Origin of the sequence: Cellulosilyticum lentocellum DSM 5427, assembly GCF_000178835.2 — a bacterium.
GTDB lineage: Bacteria > Bacillota > Clostridia > Lachnospirales > Cellulosilyticaceae > Cellulosilyticum > Cellulosilyticum lentocellum.
Genome location: NC_015275.1, coordinates 3863503 through 3882495 on the forward strand (window position 1 = coordinate 3863503; position 18993 = coordinate 3882495).

14 protein-coding genes and 1 other annotated feature are annotated in these 18993 nt (G+C 34.7%); of the genes, 1 reads left to right on the top strand and 13 read right to left on the bottom strand.

Annotated elements, in window-relative coordinates; genetic code table 11:
* Window positions 1-3 precede the first annotated feature (3 nt).
* The 5 genes from fusA to CLOLE_RS17845 form a co-directional block, all read right to left on the bottom strand.
* Window positions 4-2091 (bottom strand): elongation factor G, encoded by a 2088-nt coding sequence (gene fusA, locus CLOLE_RS17825; RefSeq protein ID WP_013658509.1) that lies wholly within the window; start codon window positions 2089-2091, stop codon window positions 4-6.
* A 27-nt stretch (window positions 2092-2118) separates the two neighbouring features.
* Complete coding sequence (gene rpsG, locus CLOLE_RS17830) at window positions 2119-2589, bottom strand: 30S ribosomal protein S7 (RefSeq protein ID WP_013658510.1); 471 nt, start codon at window positions 2587-2589, stop codon at window positions 2119-2121.
* 142 nt (window positions 2590-2731) lie between these two features.
* Entirely contained in the window at window positions 2732-3151 is a 420-nt protein-coding gene (gene rpsL, locus CLOLE_RS17835; RefSeq protein WP_013658511.1) for a 30S ribosomal protein S12, read from the bottom strand.
* Window positions 3152-3166: 15 nt separating this feature from the next.
* Entirely contained in the window at window positions 3167-3439 is a 273-nt protein-coding gene (locus tag CLOLE_RS17840; protein ID WP_242825751.1) for a ribosomal L7Ae/L30e/S12e/Gadd45 family protein, read from the bottom strand.
* Between the two features lie 375 nt (window positions 3440-3814).
* Window positions 3815-4006, bottom strand: coding sequence for a hypothetical protein (locus tag CLOLE_RS17845; protein ID WP_013658513.1), 192 nt, complete (start codon window positions 4004-4006; stop codon window positions 3815-3817).
* Between the two features lie 185 nt (window positions 4007-4191).
* On the opposite strand from CLOLE_RS17845, the gene CLOLE_RS17850 reads away from it, so the two are divergent.
* On the top strand, window positions 4192-4893 hold the full coding sequence (locus tag CLOLE_RS17850; RefSeq protein WP_013658514.1) for a SanA/YdcF family protein: 702 nt from the start codon (window positions 4192-4194) through the stop codon (window positions 4891-4893).
* Window positions 4894-5114: 221 nt separating this feature from the next.
* On the opposite strand, the gene rpoC is transcribed toward CLOLE_RS17850, so the two are convergent.
* From rpoC to CLOLE_RS17890, 8 genes are all read right to left on the bottom strand, one after another.
* Window positions 5115-8744 carry a DNA-directed RNA polymerase subunit beta' gene (gene rpoC / locus CLOLE_RS17855; RefSeq protein ID WP_013658515.1) on the bottom strand — a complete coding sequence of 1210 codons (3630 nt, stop codon included), beginning with the start codon at window positions 8742-8744 and terminating at the stop codon, window positions 5115-5117.
* A 22-nt stretch (window positions 8745-8766) separates the two neighbouring features.
* Window positions 8767-12618: a DNA-directed RNA polymerase subunit beta gene (gene rpoB, locus CLOLE_RS17860; RefSeq protein WP_013658516.1), complete on the bottom strand. Its 3852-nt coding sequence runs from the start codon at window positions 12616-12618 to the stop codon at window positions 8767-8769.
* A gap of 383 nt (window positions 12619-13001) precedes the next feature.
* Window positions 13002-13373: a 50S ribosomal protein L7/L12 gene (rplL, locus tag CLOLE_RS17865; RefSeq protein WP_013658517.1), complete on the bottom strand. Its 372-nt coding sequence runs from the start codon at window positions 13371-13373 to the stop codon at window positions 13002-13004.
* Window positions 13374-13429: 56 nt separating this feature from the next.
* Window positions 13430-13915 carry a 50S ribosomal protein L10 gene (gene rplJ, locus CLOLE_RS17870; protein ID WP_013658518.1) on the bottom strand — a complete coding sequence of 162 codons (486 nt, stop codon included), beginning with the start codon at window positions 13913-13915 and terminating at the stop codon, window positions 13430-13432.
* Between the two features lie 18 nt (window positions 13916-13933).
* Window positions 13934-14073, bottom strand: a sequence feature (ribosomal protein L10 leader region).
* Between the two features lie 59 nt (window positions 14074-14132).
* Window positions 14133-15272, bottom strand: coding sequence for a dTDP-4-amino-4,6-dideoxygalactose transaminase (gene rffA, locus CLOLE_RS17875; protein ID WP_013658519.1), 1140 nt, complete (start codon window positions 15270-15272; stop codon window positions 14133-14135).
* Window positions 15273-15409: 137 nt separating this feature from the next.
* Window positions 15410-16666 carry an ATP-grasp domain-containing protein gene (locus CLOLE_RS17880; RefSeq protein WP_013658520.1) on the bottom strand — a complete coding sequence of 419 codons (1257 nt, stop codon included), beginning with the start codon at window positions 16664-16666 and terminating at the stop codon, window positions 15410-15412.
* Window positions 16650-17429 (bottom strand): class I SAM-dependent methyltransferase, encoded by a 780-nt coding sequence (locus CLOLE_RS17885; protein WP_041713082.1) that lies wholly within the window; start codon window positions 17427-17429, stop codon window positions 16650-16652. The genes CLOLE_RS17880 and CLOLE_RS17885 overlap by 17 nt, the downstream gene beginning before the upstream one ends.
* Entirely contained in the window at window positions 17410-18888 is a 1479-nt protein-coding gene (locus tag CLOLE_RS17890) for a glycosyltransferase (protein ID WP_013658522.1), read from the bottom strand. Before CLOLE_RS17890 ends, CLOLE_RS17885 begins: the two co-directional genes overlap by 20 nt.
* Window positions 18889-18993 lie beyond the last annotated feature (105 nt).

Consider the following 18993-nt stretch of genomic DNA (forward strand, 5'->3'; position numbering starts at 1 on the left):
TAATTAGTTACCTCTACGGTCTGAAATTACTTTGTCTTGGATATTTTTTGGACATGGTTCATAATGGTCGAATTCCATTGATGAGTTACCACGACCTTGTGTTCTTGAACGAAGGTCAGTTGTATATCCGAACATTTCTGCAAGAGGAACGAATGCTCTAACTTCTTGTCCGCCACCAACTGCGTTCATACCTTCCATACGTCCACGACGTGAGTTAAGACTTCCGATAACATCTCCTAAATATTCTTCTGGAGCTGTTACAACAACTTTCATGATAGGTTCAAGAAGTACACCACCTGCTTTTTTCATAGCATCTTTGAATGCCATAGAACCAGCAATTTTGAATGCCATTTCTGATGAATCGACATCGTGGTATGAACCATCATAACAGTCTGCTTTAACACCAAGAACTTTAAATCCAGCTAAAGGACCAGCATTCATAGCTTCTTGGATACCTTTGTCAACAGCTGGAATGTATTCTTTAGGAATAGATCCACCAACTACTGAACTTACGAATTCGTAAGTGTGTTCAGAGTTAGGGTCAAGTTGTGAGAAACGAACTTTACAGTGACCGTATTGACCACTACCACCAGATTGTTTAACGTATTTAGATTCAACGTCAACATCTTTAGCAATTGTTTCTTTATATGCAACTTGAGGTGCACCTACATTAGCTTCTACTTTGAATTCTCTCATTAAACGGTCAACGATGATTTCAAGGTGAAGCTCACCCATACCTGCAATGATTGTTTGACCTGTTTCTTCATCTGTCCAAGTTTTAAATGTTGGATCTTCTTCTGCAAGTTTTGCAAGACCAAGTCCCATTTTTTCTTGTCCAGCTTTAGTTTTAGGTTCAATAGCAACTTGAATAACTGGTTCTGGGAATTCCATTGACTCTAAAATTACTGGGTGATCTTCATCACATAATGTATCACCTGTTGTAGTCATTTTTAAACCTACAGCAGCAGCGATATCTCCAGAGTAAACTTCAGAGATTTCTTTACGTTCATTAGCATGCATCTGTAAGATACGGCCTAAACGTTCTTTTCTGTTCTTAGTTGAGTTAAGAACATATGATCCTGATGAAATGCTTCCTGAGTACACACGGAAGAAAGCAAGCTTCCCTACGAATGGGTCAGTCATGATTTTGAATGCAAGAGCAGCAAATGGTTCATCATCAGATGAATGTTTGTCCATTTCTTCTCCTGTTTCAGGATTAACACCTTTAATAGCTGGGATATCTGTTGGTGCTGGCATAAATTCTACGATAGCATCAAGTAATTTTTGTACCCCTTTGTTTTTGTAAGCCGAACCACAAAGAACTGGAATGATTTGTACGTTGATAACTGCTTGACGAAGAGCCGCACGAAGTTGTTCTTCACCAATTTCTTCACCTTCAAGGTACATCATCATTAATTCTTCATCAGTTTCACAAATTGCTTCAATCATCTCAGCACGATATTGTGCAGCCATTTCAGCCATATCTGCTGGGATTTCTTGTTCTTCAATTTCTTTACCTAAATCGTCTTTGTAGATGAATGCTTTGTTTTTGAATAAGTCAATTACTCCAACAAAGTTTTCTTCTGCACCGATTGGTAATTCGATAGGAACAGCATTTGCCCCTAATCTTTCTCTCATCATGCCTACTGCTCTTAAGAAGTCAGCACCCATGATATCCATTTTATTTACAAACGCCATACGTGGTACGTGGTATTTGTCAGCTTGACGCCATACTGTCTCAGATTGAGGTTCAACCCCACCTTTTGCACAGAATACGCCTACAGCACTATCAAGTACACGTAATGAACGCTCAACTTCTACAGTAAAGTCAACGTGTCCAGGAGTATCAATGATATTGATACGGTTATTTAACCAGAAACAAGTTGTTGCAGCGGATGTGATTGTGATACCACGTTCTTGCTCTTGTTCCATCCAGTCCATAGTAGCAGTACCTTCATGGCTCTCACCAATCTTATGGTTTCTACCTGTATAGAAAAGGATACGTTCTGTAAGAGTTGTTTTACCTGCATCGATATGAGCCATGATACCAATATTTCTGGTACGCTCAAGTGGATATTCTCTTCCTGCCAAGGTATTTCCTCCTTTAAATTAAATAGCCTACCATCTGTAGTGAGCAAATGCTTTGTTTGCTTCTGCCATTTTGTGTGTATCTTCTTTTTTCTTAACTGATCCACCTGTGTTATTAAGTGCATCTAATAACTCAGCTGCAAGAGCTTCAGTTGTAGTTTTTTCACCACGTTTACGTGTGTGAACTGTTAACCAACGAAGTCCTAATGTTTGACGTCTTTCTGGACGAACTTCCATAGGTACTTGGTAAGTTGCACCCCCTACACGGCGTGCTTTTACTTCTAATACTGGCATGATGTTTTCTAAAGCTTCTTGGAAAACTTCTAATGCATCTCTACCTGTTTTTTCTGCAATGATGTCAAACGCACCATATACTATTTTTTGAGCTTTTCCTCTTTTACCGTCTAGCATAATGTTGTTAATAAGCTTTGTTACTAACTTGCTGTTGTACATAGGATCAGCTAATACGTCTCTTTTTGCTACATGTCCTTTACGTGGCACGGTCTTCCCTCCTTAACTAATTTCATTCGAAATATCATCGGTACTCGTCCTCATTAACGAGGATCGTGCGTGCCCACTCATCTATTTAAAATCTGACTAGTCAGCTTTTTATCGTAAGTTGGGCACCAATTCATTTCTTAGATTATTTTTTAACTTTTGGTCTCTTAGCACCGTATTTTGAACGAGCTTGTTTTCTGTTCGCAACACCTGCTGTATCAAGAGTACCACGAACGATATGGTAACGTGTACCTGGTAAGTCTTTTACCCTACCTCCGCGGATTAATACTACACTGTGTTCTTGAAGGTTATGACCTTCACCTGGAATGTAAGCTGTTACTTCAATCCCGTTTGTTAAACGAACTCTGGCAATCTTACGAAGAGCTGAGTTAGGTTTTTTAGGTGTAGCTGTTTTAACTGCTGTACAAACACCTCTTTTTTGTGGTGAAGAGATATCTGTAGGACGTTTTCTTAAAGAGTTGAACCCTTTTTGTAACGCTGGCGCAGTTGATTTTTTCTCGATTTCTTTTCTGCCTTTACGAACTAATTGGTTAAATGTAGGCATTCTGGCACCTCCTCCTTACGCGATAATTGCTGCTACTGCAGTTTTTACTTCTATGTTACATTTTTCGCCAAGTTCTTTCATTGTATCAACGAATTCAACTTGTACATTTTTCGCTTTTGCAAGCTCTACCACCTGACCCGTAACACGGTCATCGGCATCTTTAGCGACAAATACAACTTTAGCATCACCTTTTTCAAGATGTTTGATCGTTTGTTTTGTCCCCACAATTTGAATTGTGTTTTCCAAATCGTACAACATAAATCCCCCTTTAGGTTCATTTTTATGCATACTATTACACACTGACCTAGTCTATCACTCTAAGTCTTAGTTGTCAAGAATTATTTTGTTTTCTTTATTACTTTTGTGTAGCTGGGGCATTTACAATTATAACGCATTCATCCTTGCTTTTCTCTAAGTAAATTATGTTAATTCTCCTTTATCTTGGTGGTTCTTTTATTTATAGTATATTTATTATAGTTTAGTAATTGATTTTGCCTACATCTAAATTGTTTACTAAAAACTCTTTTTTTATACGACGCTATAAATTTTATATACATATATAAGGATAAATTACATTCTCCATGTCTTTATCATTTAATATCTGCTAGTTTATTGCATAAACTATACTTTAATTAATGTATACAAGCTAAGACTTCTACCCCTCTATCCCTCATATACATACAGGTATTTCTCATATAACTCATCACAAATCGGTTCAGATAAGTATTGTTCTTCTATATAAAACACTTCTTCTATATCATCTTTATGCACCTCTACTCTTGTCTTGCCAAATCTTTGTTCTATATCTGGTATTTCGAATATCCAACCTTTCCATTCTATCCTTGTTCTATACACATTTTGCTCCTTTATTTTATTTACAATGTATTTTATCAGTCTTATATTAATGCTGCCTATAATTGTACTTATTAATTGAAACATCCTTTAATATGTTTCTTAATTATCTATTTATTCAGATTTTTAATTGTTTATTTCTAATCTATTTGTTACTATAAATTTAACACATTACTAAGGAGGAATACATGAAAAAGAAAACTTTGCTTACATATACTTTACGCACTCTAGTATTTATTATAGGTTTAGGCTTTTTTACTTTTTTAGCTTCACTACTTATCAATCTCTATATGATTAATACTGCTAATACTTACATTTACTCTTCCCCAAATGATACACCTTTATTAGATTCTGGCGTTATTATTGTATTAGGTGCACAAGTTCATTCAAATGGTAATCCATCTGGTATTTTAAAAGATCGATTAGATACAGCTTATGCTATTTATAAAAATAACTCTCAATTAAAAATTTTAGTATCTGGTGACCATGGACAAAAAAATTATGATGAAGTTAATGCCATGAAAGATTATCTTATTAGTCTAGGTATTCCTACAAAACAAATTTATCTGGATCATGCAGGTTTTAGTACCTACGAAACTATGTATCGCGCAAAAGAAATATTCGAAGTTAACAAGGCTATTATTGTAACCCAAGATTATCATCTTAAGAGAGCTGTTTATTTAGCAAATGGTAGGGGTATTGAAGCCTACGGCGTAAAAGCGGATATACTTTCATATCCCAACATTAAATATTTTGAAGCTAGAGAATACTTGGCACGTGTTAAAGATTTCTGTTATTCATTATTTAATCCTAAGCCTACTTATTTAGGCGATAAAATTCCTATCATGTCCACTGATAGTTCGCTTACCTACGATAAGAAAGTGGACTAGCGTCCACATTTCTTCCGCTAGGAAACCCTAGGTTCCCTGCGGCGCTGACAAAAAACATGTCAGCTGAGCACCCTCCTGAATACGGCAGGAAATACTTTCCCTGCACCCCTTATAGTCTAGGAAAATTCTATTTTTATACAAAAGTAGAACTTTCCTAGACTATGAAAAATAATTATAAAACCCCTCTTAAGTTTAAATAAACTTAAGAGGGGTTTTATAATTTATTCTGTTACCATTTCAATATCTAGTTTACGATATCTATCCATACCTGTACCGGCTGGAATAAGTTTACCAATGATAACATTTTCTTTAAGACCGATAAGTGGGTCAGTTTTACCTTTAATTGCTGCTTCTGTAAGAACTTTAGTTGTTTCTTGGAAGGAAGCTGCTGATAAGAAGCTTTCAGTAGCAAGAGAAGCTTTTGTAATACCAAGTAATACATTTTTACCTTCTGCTGGCTCTAAACCTTCTGCTTCTGCTTTTTTATTTACCTCTTCGAATTCTAAGATATCGATAGAGCTTCCTGGAAGTAATCCAGTATCTCCACTTTCCTCAATCTTAATTTTCTTAAGCATTTGGCGAACGATAACCTCTATGTGCTTATCGTTGATATCTACACCTTGAAGACGGTATACACGTTGAACTTCTTGAATCATGTAATGTTGTACACCAAGGATACCTTTAACTTTAAGGATATCATGTGGATTTACACTACCTTCTGTAAGTTCATCCCCTGCTTCAACATACATATCATCTTGTACTTTAATTCTTGAACCATAAGGGATTACATATGATTTTACATTGCCTGTTTCATTATCAGTTACTGTAACTTCACGCTTTTTCTTGTTATCAGTAATTGTAACAACACCATTAATTTCAGAGATGATTGCAAGTCCTTTTGGTTTACGTGCTTCAAATAACTCTTCAACACGAGGAAGACCTTGTGTGATATCATCTCCAGCAATACCTCCTGTATGGAAAGTACGCATTGTAAGCTGTGTACCTGGTTCACCGATAGATTGAGCTGCAATAATACCAACAGACTCACCAATTCTTACTTGGTTACCAGATGACATGTTGGCACCGTAACATTTAGCGCAAACACCAATCTTAGATTTACATCTAAGGACATTACGGATACGAACTTTTTGAATACCGATTTCTTCGATATAATCAGCTTGGTTTGGTTTAATCATTTGATTTGCTGGTACAATTACTTCACCTGTTTCTGGGTGAACAATATCATCAGCTGCTACACGACCAGCTAAACGTTCATTTAGTGGTTCGATAACTTCTGCACCATCTTTGTATGCAGACACCCACATACCTGGGATTGGTTCATTTGGTGCATGCTCATGACAATCTTCCTCACGAATGATAACGTCTTGAGATACGTCAACAAGACGACGTGTAAGGTATCCAGAGTCAGCTGTTCTAAGTGCTGTATCGGCAAGACCTTTACGCGCACCATGCGCTGAGATGAAGTATTCAAGAACAGAAAGACCTTCACGGAAGTTAGCTTTAATAGGAAGCTCGATTGTACGACCTGATGTAGATGCCATCAGACCACGCATACCAGCTAACTGTTTAATCTGGTTAGTAGAACCACGGGCACCAGAGTGTGCCATCATGTAGATATTATTGTATTTACCAAGATTATCAAGAAGGGCTTTTGTAATCTTATCATTAGCCTTATTCCATGCTTGGATAACTTTATTGTAACGTTCTTCATCTGTCATAAGACCACGTCTGAAGAGTTTTGTTACATGATCTACTTCTGCTTGAGCTTCATCTAAGAAGCCTTGTTTCTCCTCTGGAACAACCATATCTGATACAGATACAGTAAGTGATCCTCTTGTAGAGAACTTGTAACCAAGATCCTTAACATTATCAAGGAAGATAGCTGTCTCAGTAGCACCATGTGTATTGATACATTTCTTGATTAATTTACCAAGTTCTTTTTTACCAACTAAGAAATCTACTTCATATTTAAATGTGTTTTCTTCTTTACTTCTATCTACAAAACCAAGGTCTTGTGGTACGATTTCGTTGAAAATGATACGTCCTGCAGTTGTATCTGTAAGACCCATTTGTTCTTCACCATTAATCATTAAAGTACGTCTTACTTTAATCGGTGCATGAAGTGTAATAACTTTATTATCATAAGCAAGTAATGCTTCTTTTTCATCATGGAAGATTTTGTGCGCACCAATTTGACGTTTAACCCAAACTACTGTGCCATCTTCTTTTGTTACTTTCTCAACTTCATCTTTGTCAGTAAGAGCCCCTACTTCTCCTTCAGTAGCATACTCTTCGTCATCTTTTTTAAGTGTTAAATAGTATGTCCCAAGAACCATATCTTGTGATGGTACTGCAACTGGTGCTCCATCAGAAGGTTTAAGAAGGTTGTTTGGTGCTAAAAGTAAGAATCTACATTCAGCTTGTGCTTCAACTGATAAAGGAACGTGAACAGCCATTTGGTCACCATCGAAGTCAGCGTTGTAAGCTGTACATACAAGTGGGTGAAGTTTAATCGCACGACCTTCAACTAAGATTGGTTCAAATGCTTGAATACCAAGTCTGTGAAGTGTTGGTGCACGGTTAAGCATTACTGGATGTTCTCTGATTACTTCTTCTAAAACATCCCAAACTTGTGGTTGTAATCTTTCAATCATGTGCTTAGCATTTTTGATATTGTGTGCAATACCATCAGATACTAATTTTTTCATAACAAATGGTTTGAAGAGCTCAATCGCCATTTCTTTTGGAAGACCACATTGATAAATTTTAAGGCTTGGTCCAACTACGATAACCGAACGTCCTGAGTAGTCAACACGTTTACCAAGTAAGTTTTGACGGAAACGTCCTGATTTACCTTTAAGCATATCTGAAAGTGATTTAAGTGGTCTGTTACCAGGTCCTGTTACTGGTTTACCACGACGACCATTATCAATAAGGGCATCAACAGCTTCTTGTAACATACGTTTTTCATTTCTTACAATAATATTAGGTGCACCTAAATCAAGTAATCTTTTAAGACGATTGTTACGGTTAATAACTCTTCTATAGAGGTCATTAAGGTCAGATGTAGCAAAACGTCCACCATCAAGTTGAATCATAGGTCTAAGGTCAGGTGGAAGAACTGGAACAACGTCCATAATCATCCATTCAGGTTTATTATCTGATAAACGGAATGCTTCAATAACTTCAAGACGTTTAATAACACGAATTCTCTTTTGACCTGTTGTTGTTTTAAGTTGAGCCTTAAGATCAATACTTTCTGCTTCTAAATCAATGTCAGAAAGTAATTTCTTAATAGCTTCAGCACCCATTTCTGCTACGAATGAGCCTGGGCCATATTTTTCTTCCGCTTCTCTGTATTCTTTTTCGCCTAAGATTTCTTTATACTCAAGCCCAGTATCTTTTGGGTCTAGTACAATGTAAGCTGCGAAATATAAAATTTTCTCAAGTTTACCTGGAGTGATATCTAAGATAAGACCCATTCTACTTGGAATACCTTTAAAGTACCAAATATGAGATACTGGGGCAGCCAGTTCAATATGCCCCATTCTCTCACGTCTAACTTTAGCTTTTGTAACCTCTACTCCACAACGGTCACAAATAACGCCTTTATATCTAATTCTCTTATACTTTCCACAGTGACATTCCCAGTCTTTGCTAGGCCCGAAAATTCTTTCGCAGAAGAGACCATCTCTTTCCGGTCTTTGTGTACGGTAATTAATTGTTTCTGGTTTTTTTACTTCTCCTCGTGACCACTCGCGGATTTTTTCAGGGGAAGCCAGTCCTATCTTAATTTGTTCAAAATAGATAGATTGATCCAAGTTTGACATGCTACGCACTCCCTTCATACTTTTATAAATCTAAATCACCTAATCCATCCTCTTCGAAGATTATGTCGTCTTCAGGCTCAAAATCCAATTCAATATTATCATCGAATAAATCTGGTTCTACATCAAGTTCTCCATCGGCATCAATATTTTCTTCAATGTAACCATCCTCTGGTATTTCTTCTAATACTTCAACGTTAGGTGCAATGCCTTCACCTTCATCAACACTTTCTTTAATATCAATTTCTGTCATATTACTTGTTAATACTCTAATATCAAGTGAAAGTGATTGAAGCTCTTTGAGTAATACTTTAAATGATTCTGGGATACCTGGTTCAGGTATATTTTCACCTTTAACGATAGATTCATAAGTTTTAACACGGCCTACCACGTCATCGGACTTAATTGTTAAGATTTCTTGAAGTGTGTATGCAGCACCATATGCTTCAAGTGCCCAAACCTCCATCTCACCAAAACGTTGTCCACCGAATTGTGCTTTACCACCAAGTGGTTGTTGTGTGATTGTTGCATAAGGACCAGTTGAACGAGCATGCATTTTATCATCAACTAAATGGTGAAGTTTAAGGTAGTGCATGTATCCAACAGTTACAGGGTTATCAAACTCTTCACCAGTACGTCCATCTCTTAAACGGATTTTACCAGTCCTATCAAGTGGTACCCCTTTCCATTCTGCTCTATGATCTCTGTTATCAGAAAGATACTTAATAACACTTTCATCAACTCTTTGTGACCATTTTGCTTCAAACTCTTCCCATGACCAGTTAACATAGTCGTTAGCCATTTCAAGAGTACTCATAATATCTTGCTCTGTTGCACCATTAAATACTGGTGTTTCAATCTTGAAGCCAAGGGCTTTAGCTGCAAGTCCTAAGTGGACTTCAAGTACCTGACCGATATTCATACGTGATGGTACCCCTAATGGATTAAGAACAATATCAAGAGGACGACCATTTGGAAGAAATGGCATATCTTCTACTGGAAGTACTCTCGAGATAACACCCTTGTTACCGTGACGTCCCGCCATTTTATCCCCTACAGAGATTTTTCTCTTTTGAGCGATATAACAACGAACCATTTTGTTAACACCTGGATCAAGTTCATCTCCATTTTCACGAGTGAAAATCTTAACATCTACGATAATACCAGCTTCACCATGAGGTACACGAAGTGAAGTATCTCTTACTTCTCTTACCTTTTCACCAAAGATTGCACGAAGTAATCTTTCTTCAGCTGTAAGCTCTGTTTCACCTTTAGGTGTTACACGACCTACTAAAATATCTCCAGAACGAACTTCAGCACCAATACGGATAATACCTCTTTCATCAAGGTCTTTAAGTGTATCTTCACCAACGTTTGGAATATCCCTTGTGATTTCCTCTGGTCCTACTTTTGTATCACGTGCTTCAACTTCATATTCTTCAATATGAATTGAAGTATAAATATCATCTTGAACAAGTCTTTCACTAAGAAGAATAGCATCCTCATAGTTGTAACCTTCCCATGTCATGAATCCAATAAGTGGATTTTGACCAAGAGCAAGTTCACCATTTTGAGTAGAAGGTCCATCAGCTAAGACATCACCTTTCTTAACAATATCTCCTTTGTTAACTACTGGTCTTTGGTTAATACATGTACCAGCATTACTACGTTCAAATTTTTCTAATTTATATGAGTGCTTTTTGCCCTCATTATCTTTAACAACAATTTCTTTTGCAGTACATTTGTCTACAATACCATCTTCTCTAGCTACAGCTAATGCACCTGAGTCGATACCAATTTTGTATTCCATACCTGTTGCTACGATTGGACTGTTTGTAGCAATTAATGGTACTGCCTGACGTTGCATGTTCGCCCCCATTAAGGCACGGTTAGCATCATCGTTTTCAAGGAAAGGAATTAATGCAGTCGCTACAGAAACGATTTGTTTTGTAGATACATCCATTAAATCTATTTTCTTATAATCATAATCAAGAATATCTTCTGCATGACGTGCAGTTACACGTTTATTAATGAAGTAACCCTCTTCATCAAACTGTTCTGTAGCTTGACAAACAGTGTATTTTTCTTCTTCATCAGCAGTAATATAAATTACTTCATCTGTAAGTCTTGGTTCTGGTCCTGACTTATCAATAACACGATATGGTGCTTCAATAAATCCATATTCATTAATACGAGCGAATGTCGCAAGTGAGTTGATAAGACCGATGTTTGGACCTTCAGGAGTCTCAATAGGACACATACGCCCATAGTGAGAGTAGTGAACGTCACGAACTTCGAAGCCTGCACGCTCTCTAGAAAGACCACCTAGTCCAAGAGCTGATAATCTTCTTTTATGAGTAAGTTCGGCAAGTGGGTTGTTATGGTCCATGAATTGTGACAATTGTGAACTACCAAAGAATTCTTTGATAGCTGATGACACTGGGCGGATATTTATAAACGCTTGTGGACTAACAGCTTCTTGATCTTGAATAGTCATTCTTTCACGAACTACTCTTTCCATACGAGAAAGACCGATACGGAATTGGTTTTGGAATAATTCGCCTACACCACGGATACGTCTGTTCCCTAAGTGGTCGATATCATCTGTATTACCAATTTCATATTCTAAATGCATATTATAGTTAATAGATGCAAAAATATCATCTAAAGTGATACATTTTGGAATAAGATCAGCTTTTCTAGCTTTAATTTCTGCTTTGATTTCTTCTATATCATGATATTGTTCTAAAATTTCTTCAAGAACTGGATAATATACTGTATCTTTAATACCAAGCTCTTCTGGATTAACATCAACAAAATGGTTAAGTTCTACTGTTCTGTTAGTGATAATTTTGATAGGCTTGTCTGAGTTTGCTACATTAACATGAATAGCTTCGATACCTGTATTTTGGATAGCATTTGCAAGTGCTACTGTGATTTTATCACCTTCGCTTGCTACAATCTCACCTGTGAAAGGATCAATAACATTGTCTGCAAGTGTAAGTCCCATTACACGATTACGAAGTGCTAGCTTTTTATTAAATTTATAACGTCCTACTTTTGCAAGGTCGTAACGTTTTGGATCAAAGAACATGTTTCTAAGGAGTGTTTCAGCGCTATCTACTGTAGGTGGTTCACCTGGACGTATACGCTTATACATTTCAAGAAGACCTTCTTCATATGTCTTACTTGTATCCTTTTGAATTGTTTCAAGGATCTTAGGCTCTTCACCAAATTTCTCGATAATTTCTGCATCGCTGCCAAGACCTAATGAACGTAAAAGCACTGTAATAGGAACTTTACGTGTACGGTCTACACGTACATAAAAAATATCATTTGAGTCTGTTTCATATTCTAGCCAAGCACCACGGTTTGGAATAACTGATGCTGAGAATAACTTCTTACCTGTTTTGTCAAAAGCAATATCATAATAAATACCTGGTGAACGTACTAACTGACTAACAATAACACGTTCTGCACCATTTATAATGAAGGTAGCGTTTTCTGTCATAAGTGGGAAATCACCCATAAACACTTCACTATCAACACTTGTGCCTGTTTCTTTATTATGAAGACGAGCTTTTACTTTAAGAGGTGCACAATAAGTAGCATCTCTTTCTCTACATTCTTCAATTGTATACTTTGGTTTGCTGTCTAAATAAAAATCAACAAATTCTAAAATGAGATTACCATTAAAATCAGTAATAGGAGAAATGTCTTCAAATACTTCTTTAAGACCTTCATTTAAAAACCATTCATAAGATGAACGTTGAAGCTCCACAAGATTAGGAATTTCTAATACTCCATCCTCTGTTCTAGCGTAGCTCATGCGAATTTGTTTGCCCATGTTAACTGGACGCATTTTAGATTTTTGCATGTGTTCCTCACCCCTTGCAAAATTTATAAATAATGCACGTTAATGCATTGTTCCGAAATAGGTTTAAAATGTGACATATTCACGCCTAATGCTTGATAAGCAGAAGTTTTTGATGTGAATATGTATTGTAAATAGCGAGTTACTATGCTATAATAAGGAAAAAACTACATATTACATAGCATATTAGCGCATTTTATAATGCTATCACAAAACAAAGGGTTAGTCAACCCTTTGTTTTTTTATATTTTTCCATGTATAGTGGTGGATGCAACTCATTTTAAGCATATCATCCCCCAATACTTGTTTCAAGGGGTATTCCCTTTACAATTTAGTAACAAAAAAGGTAGCTCGTTCGAGCTACCTTTTCTATATTCATACATTAATTATTTTAATGTAACTTTAGCGCCAACTTCTTCTAATTTAGCTTTGATTGATTCAGCTTCATCTTTAGCTACGCCTTCTTTAAGCACTTTTGGAGCGCCATCTACAGCTTCTTTAGCTTCTTTTAAGCCAAGACCTGTGATTTCACGAACAACTTTGATAACTTTGATTTTTTCTGCGCCAGCTTCTGTTAATTCAACATCGAAGTCTGTTTTTTCTTCTGCTGCTGCACCTGCTGGACCTGCTGCAACCATAACACCTGCTGCTGCTGATACACCAAATTCTTCTTCACAAGCTGTTACTAATTCGTTTAATTCTAAGATAGTTAATTCTTTAACTGCATCGATAATTTCTTGGATTGATAATTTTGCCATTGTAAGCACCTCCGTAAATTTTAATTAATATAATATTTTTAAGTTTCGTACTAATTCTATGCTTCTTTTTCTGCAACTTGTTTGATAACACGTGCAAAGCTTGCCATAGGTGATTTGAAGCTTCCAAGTAAACGACCAAGTAACTCTTCTCTAGGAGCGATATTACCGATAGCCATCATACCTTTAGCATCATAGTAAGTGCCTTCTACAACACCTGATTTAAATTCTAATTTCTCATTGTCTTTAGCTACTTTAGCAAGAATTCTTGGACCTGCTGTTGCATCTGCGTATGAAATAGCAATAGCTGTTGGTCCTTCAAGATCTTTAGAGATCTCTGCGAACTCTGTACCTTCAATAGCAAAGTTAACCATAGTGTTTTTGAATACTCTGTATTCTACACCAGCTTCACGAAGATCTTTACGAAGTTTAGTATCTTGTTCTACTGTAAGACCACGGTAGTCTACTAATAAAACTGAAGAAGCTCCGTTAAGTTTTTCTTTAATTTGGTTAACAACTACTTGTTTTTGTTCTACTTTTGCCATTGTTACACCTCCTTGTTTTAATGCATAAAAAAATCGTCTTGCACATCTCCGCAGGCAAAACGACACACTTCCGTCCTTATGTTAAAGACCTCGGTAGGTTGTTATACGTTATGTCCCTGTGGGACACCTACTGTCTGCGGCACAGTATTCATTTATCAACAAATAAGAGTATATCACCTGCACCTAGGCTTGTCAACCTATTTGCCTTTAGAATATTTTACCTGACTTTATGCAAATAAAAATCATAAATACAACTTACTATATATTCTATATCCTCTTTCTTAATGCCATAATACATTGGTAATCTAACTAGCTTTTCACTCTCTCTAGTAGTATACTCATCTTCCCCATTAAATCTACTATACATCAAACCGGCTTCTGAACTATGTAGAGGAATATAATGAAATACCGCTAAAATATTATGTTTTCTTAGGTATTCTATTAACTTACTCCTCTCTTCTATATCTGTAGTCTTTATATAATATATATGAGCATTATGCTGACACTCTTTCGGAACAACTGGTCTCCTGATAAAACCCCTTACTTCTAATGCTTCTAGGTTTTCGTGATATCTATTCCATGAGTCCATTCTATTTTTCTTAATTATTTCTGCCATTTCTAGTTGTGCCCACAAATATGCTGCATTTATATCACTAGGTAGATATGATGAACCCTGGTCAACCCAAGTATACTTAGCTATCTCTCCTCTAAAAAATTTACTTCTATTTGTTCCTTTTTCTCTTATAATCTCCGCTCTTTCTACGTAACTGGGTTGATTAATTATTATTGCTCCCCCCTCTCCCATGCTATAATTTTTAGTTTCATGAAAACTATAGCTTCCAAAGTCCCCTATAGTACCTAGTGCCTGCCCTTTATATGTAGACATTACTCCTTGCGCAGCATCTTCAATTAAGAACAAAGCATGTTTTTGCGCTATTCTTTTAATGGTATCCATTTCACATGCTATCCCTGCATAGTGTACTACTACAATTGCTTTTGTTCTAGATGAAATTGCACTTTCTATCTTCGTCTCATCTATATTCATAGTATCAGGTCTAATATCTACAAATATAATTTTTGCTCCTCTCAGTACAAAAGCATTAGCAGTAGATACAAAAGTAAATGATGGCATAATTACTTCATCGTTTGGTTTTATTTCGGCTAATATTGCACTCATCTCTAACGCATGGGTACATGATGTAGTTAATAAGACTCTGGTTGCCTTAAACTCTTCCTCCATCCATTTACTACATTTCTTACTAAATATTCCATCACCACATATCTTTTTATTCTTTATAGTCTCGCCAATATACTCTATTTCTTTACCTGTATATGGTGGTTCATTAAAATTAATCATCGTACTCCTCTTTCTAATTCTACCCCTCTTCATTATAATTATTATATATCCTTTTTTATTGTAACTATTTCAGTATATATACTAATTATACAAACTAATCTCTTTATTATTCAATTAGTTTGTAAAAGTAGCACTTTCTATATTCTATATAATAACTCTTCACCATTATCTCCTATTATATGTAGAACATTATAAATTTCATCCAGTTTCTTTTCTATATCATCATACCTATCAACTTTAAAAAATACCATCCCTATGGTTTCCCTTTTCAACCCTTTATTCCTGATACATTCTCCTTGTTGATAATATAGCTCTATATTACTTACATTCGGCATTTCCTTAATTGTTGAAACGCCATCTATTTCTTTAATATAGCCTTCTTTCCCATATAGTTGTATTTGTGCAATAATCGTTGTATCCCTAGGATTATAATTCTCTAATTTACTTATAAGCGACTTAGAATATCCCCTTCCCATAGAATATTCAATTAAGATTTGTTCTATCTTTAACCCAGATAAATAAAAAGCAATTCTATGATCTCCATTTCCGAATAATCTTAGAGTAGCTTCATTTATCACAACCTCATTCCCATCATAAAACATTTGTACTGCTAAAGGACCATCTTGAATCTTATATGCTTGTATAATCTTTTCCATATACTCTATAACACTAGAGAACAATTTTTCGTATACACTAGATGGATAAATAAATTTATATACTAACCCTATATCATTAGGCGAGAATGTAAATTTCTCTCTATTACATATATATATTAAATATCCTTTCCCATCTTTAACCCACGCAAAAAAATTATACTCTTTACCTAAATTATATTCCTCGATAATAACGCTTCTCTTCTTAGATATATTTTCGACTTCTGTATACTTTTCTTTTATCTCCCTAATACTATTAACTTTAAATACCCCTCTACTTCCATATCCATCTATTGGTTTAATAACAGCAGGAAACTTAAACCCAATCAATTGTTGTTCTATATCTTGTAAATAAATTACCTTTCTTTGCATAGTTTTAACACCAAATTCACCTAGTATTTGATGCATAATTTGTTTGTTCCTAATAATTTTCAATTGTTCATCTGATAAATAACATTTAAGCCCCATTTTTTCACATAGCGGCACATATGCTTCCATTAAAACATCTGAAAAGCCTGTTACAATTCCTGAAACTTCATTTTCTATACATATCTTTTCCATTCGTTTGATATCAAAAACATCTACATTATAGCTTTTATGAGCAATCTTTTTAGCAGGACCATTAGTATAATTATCACAAACTATAGTATAATATCCATTTTCTATACATGTCTTTGCCAATTCTTCAAAGTCATGTTGCGAGCCTAATATCAAAATTACTTGCTTATCTTTTATTCTCATAAATACCTCTTCCAATATCATCTTTCAGGCACTTAATAATATCTTGGTTCTTCTCCAAATATTCCACGAAATATGTAGGTCTAATATTAATATTATTACTTTTACTTATAACAATTGAAAATTCATAGGGTGAATAATCATTTCTAATAACTATATTCTTCGAAAGAGTATATGCAAAGTTAATAATCTTTTCCACATTTGCATAAAAATTAGCTTCATATTGAATTTCTGCTCTGTCTGATAAAAAGTTAAACATCACACTTTTATTACATAGTTCAAATGCTTTTGCAATCATTTGTTCTATGTAAATATACGTATCCATATCTCTAATCTTTCTATAAAAAATTTGATTTCCTATAATATAATCAAATTTTTGTTCATATGTATCATTTATAAAATTACCTTTAATGAATTTTATATCATCTGTGCCGTACTTTTTCTCTCCTTGCTTAATAAAATTTTCTACAATATCCACACCTAAGTACTTGTAATTATTGAATCCCTTAAATTTAAAATAACGATTTATATCACCCAACCCACAACCAATATCCAATATACTTCTATCATTCATATTAATGTCCTGAATCAGCGAATTAAACCCTATAAACTGTTTTACTGCATCTACATTCAAACTTCTAGGACTATCTCCATACTTCTTATAATTAGAGCTGAACTCATCTTCTCTACTTTTTAAAAATTCTTCTATCTTATGCATTTCATTTCCTCTCTCATTAATATTTAATTCATCTATATATATATTCATCTATATATCTTATTAGCTTATCCCAATTATTCCTTCTATAATACGAATGTCTCGTATATGTATCCTTGCACTTCTGGTCATATAACTTCGGATTATCAATCATATCTTGTATTGCTTGCTCCATTTTTTCGTACGATTCATATCTGAACTGAGCATCGATATAGAATTTCACATCCCCATAATTTAAAGATACAACTGGTATCCCTGCCTCCATTGCTGCGATGCAACTATACCCCCCACCATTTCTCTTTGGGTTTAAATACACATTGGCCAACTGTATAGTGGCTACTAATCTCTTACGCTTTCCCATAAAATAAACCCTATCTTCCATCCCTAAAAATCTATTTCTATCCAAATAAGATTTATAATAACTGCCAATAAACATAATCTTAACGTGATTATTCCTATATAATAATTGAGTACAAATATCTAGTACATCATCTGTTATTTCTTCTTTCAGCCTATTTCCCACTATACATATAACAAAATCCTCTTTTCCTATTCCATATTGATTCCTATTATAATAATCTTTCTGTTCATCTTTAAACATATCCAAACTATATGGTACTTCTATCAAGTGTTGACTATTTTTTAACTTATGTTCTCTTACGTCTAAACCCTCATATGTAGAAACAAAATATTTTGTACAACAAAGCTTAGCATTCGCTGATAATGAAATAGTAAAAACATCAGTAAAACTACTACAAACTTCTGCTAATATATTTTTATCCCCTATACTGAAAACATATCTAGGCTTTATATTATATATCTTTCTTGCCATTTCATCTATTTGAGTGTTAGATACTTCAAATGTATAGTTGTCTACATATTTTACTTTACATCTATCTATACCTAATTGCTTTGTAATTGCTTTTATAGATTCATCATCATGTTTTATATAATTTCCACTAAAGCCATCAAGAAAGTCATATGTTTGTTTTATTGGCATCTCCCCAGAATTAATAATATAGATATATTCAATTTCATCAATCGAATCATTTAGCATCTTTACCATTTGTAAAAGTAATTTTGTTGGCGAATGCTTAATTCCCAAAAATTGACTTGTAATAAACACTACTGATTTTCTATCTCTATCCTTAGCCACAAATTTATGTACTTGTTTCAATCCACTATTCGCCTTTATTTCTTTTACTAAAAAATCATAACCATTATATATATCTATTCCTATATCTTCCGTATTTACAAAATTAATTCTTGATAATTGCCATACAATATATATTTTTGCTTCTAATGGTATAGATTTATTACGAATTAATAATAACAGTACTTCTAGTGCTCTTTTATCCTTTTCAAAATGAAAATATATAGATAATGCCAAAATTACTTGCCTTATCTGTTTCTCAGTAAAAATAATTTCTTCTACATTTAGTTCAAATAATTTATGGCACATATTATATAAGTTAATTGGAATTTGTTCTTTTAAAAAATCTTCCTTCATTCGTATCCTGCCTTTAGTAATGATAGTAAGGTATATTTATACTTGTAATCTATATTAGTTATCGACATATATTATATAATTCTTTAAAAAAAATCGTAAAACTTA

Bases quoted from the DNA above. Each gene is read 5' to 3' on its own strand.
- rpsL (WP_013658511.1), bottom strand. From the start codon at position 3,151: ATGCCTACATTTAACCAATTAGTTCGTAAAGGCAGAAAAGAAATCGAG.
- CLOLE_RS17840 (WP_242825751.1), bottom strand. From the start codon at position 3,439: ATGCATAAAAATGAACCTAAAGGGGGATTTATGTTGTACGATTTGGAA.
- CLOLE_RS17850 (WP_013658514.1), top strand. From the start codon at position 4,192: ATGAAAAAGAAAACTTTGCTTACATATACTTTACGCACTCTAGTATTT.
- rpoC (WP_013658515.1), bottom strand. From the start codon at position 8,744: ATGTCAAACTTGGATCAATCTATCTATTTTGAACAAATTAAGATAGGA.
- rpoB (WP_013658516.1), bottom strand. From the start codon at position 12,618: ATGCAAAAATCTAAAATGCGTCCAGTTAACATGGGCAAACAAATTCGC.
- rplL (WP_013658517.1), bottom strand. From the start codon at position 13,373: ATGGCAAAATTATCAATCCAAGAAATTATCGATGCAGTTAAAGAATTA.
- rplJ (WP_013658518.1), bottom strand. From the start codon at position 13,915: ATGGCAAAAGTAGAACAAAAACAAGTAGTTGTTAACCAAATTAAAGAA.
- rffA (WP_013658519.1), bottom strand. From the start codon at position 15,272: ATGATTAATTTTAATGAACCACCATATACAGGTAAAGAAATAGAGTAT.
- CLOLE_RS17880 (WP_013658520.1), bottom strand. From the start codon at position 16,666: ATGAGAATAAAAGATAAGCAAGTAATTTTGATATTAGGCTCGCAACAT.
- CLOLE_RS17885 (WP_041713082.1), bottom strand. From the start codon at position 17,429: ATGAATATATATATAGATGAATTAAATATTAATGAGAGAGGAAATGAA.
- CLOLE_RS17890 (WP_013658522.1), bottom strand. From the start codon at position 18,888: ATGAAGGAAGATTTTTTAAAAGAACAAATTCCAATTAACTTATATAAT.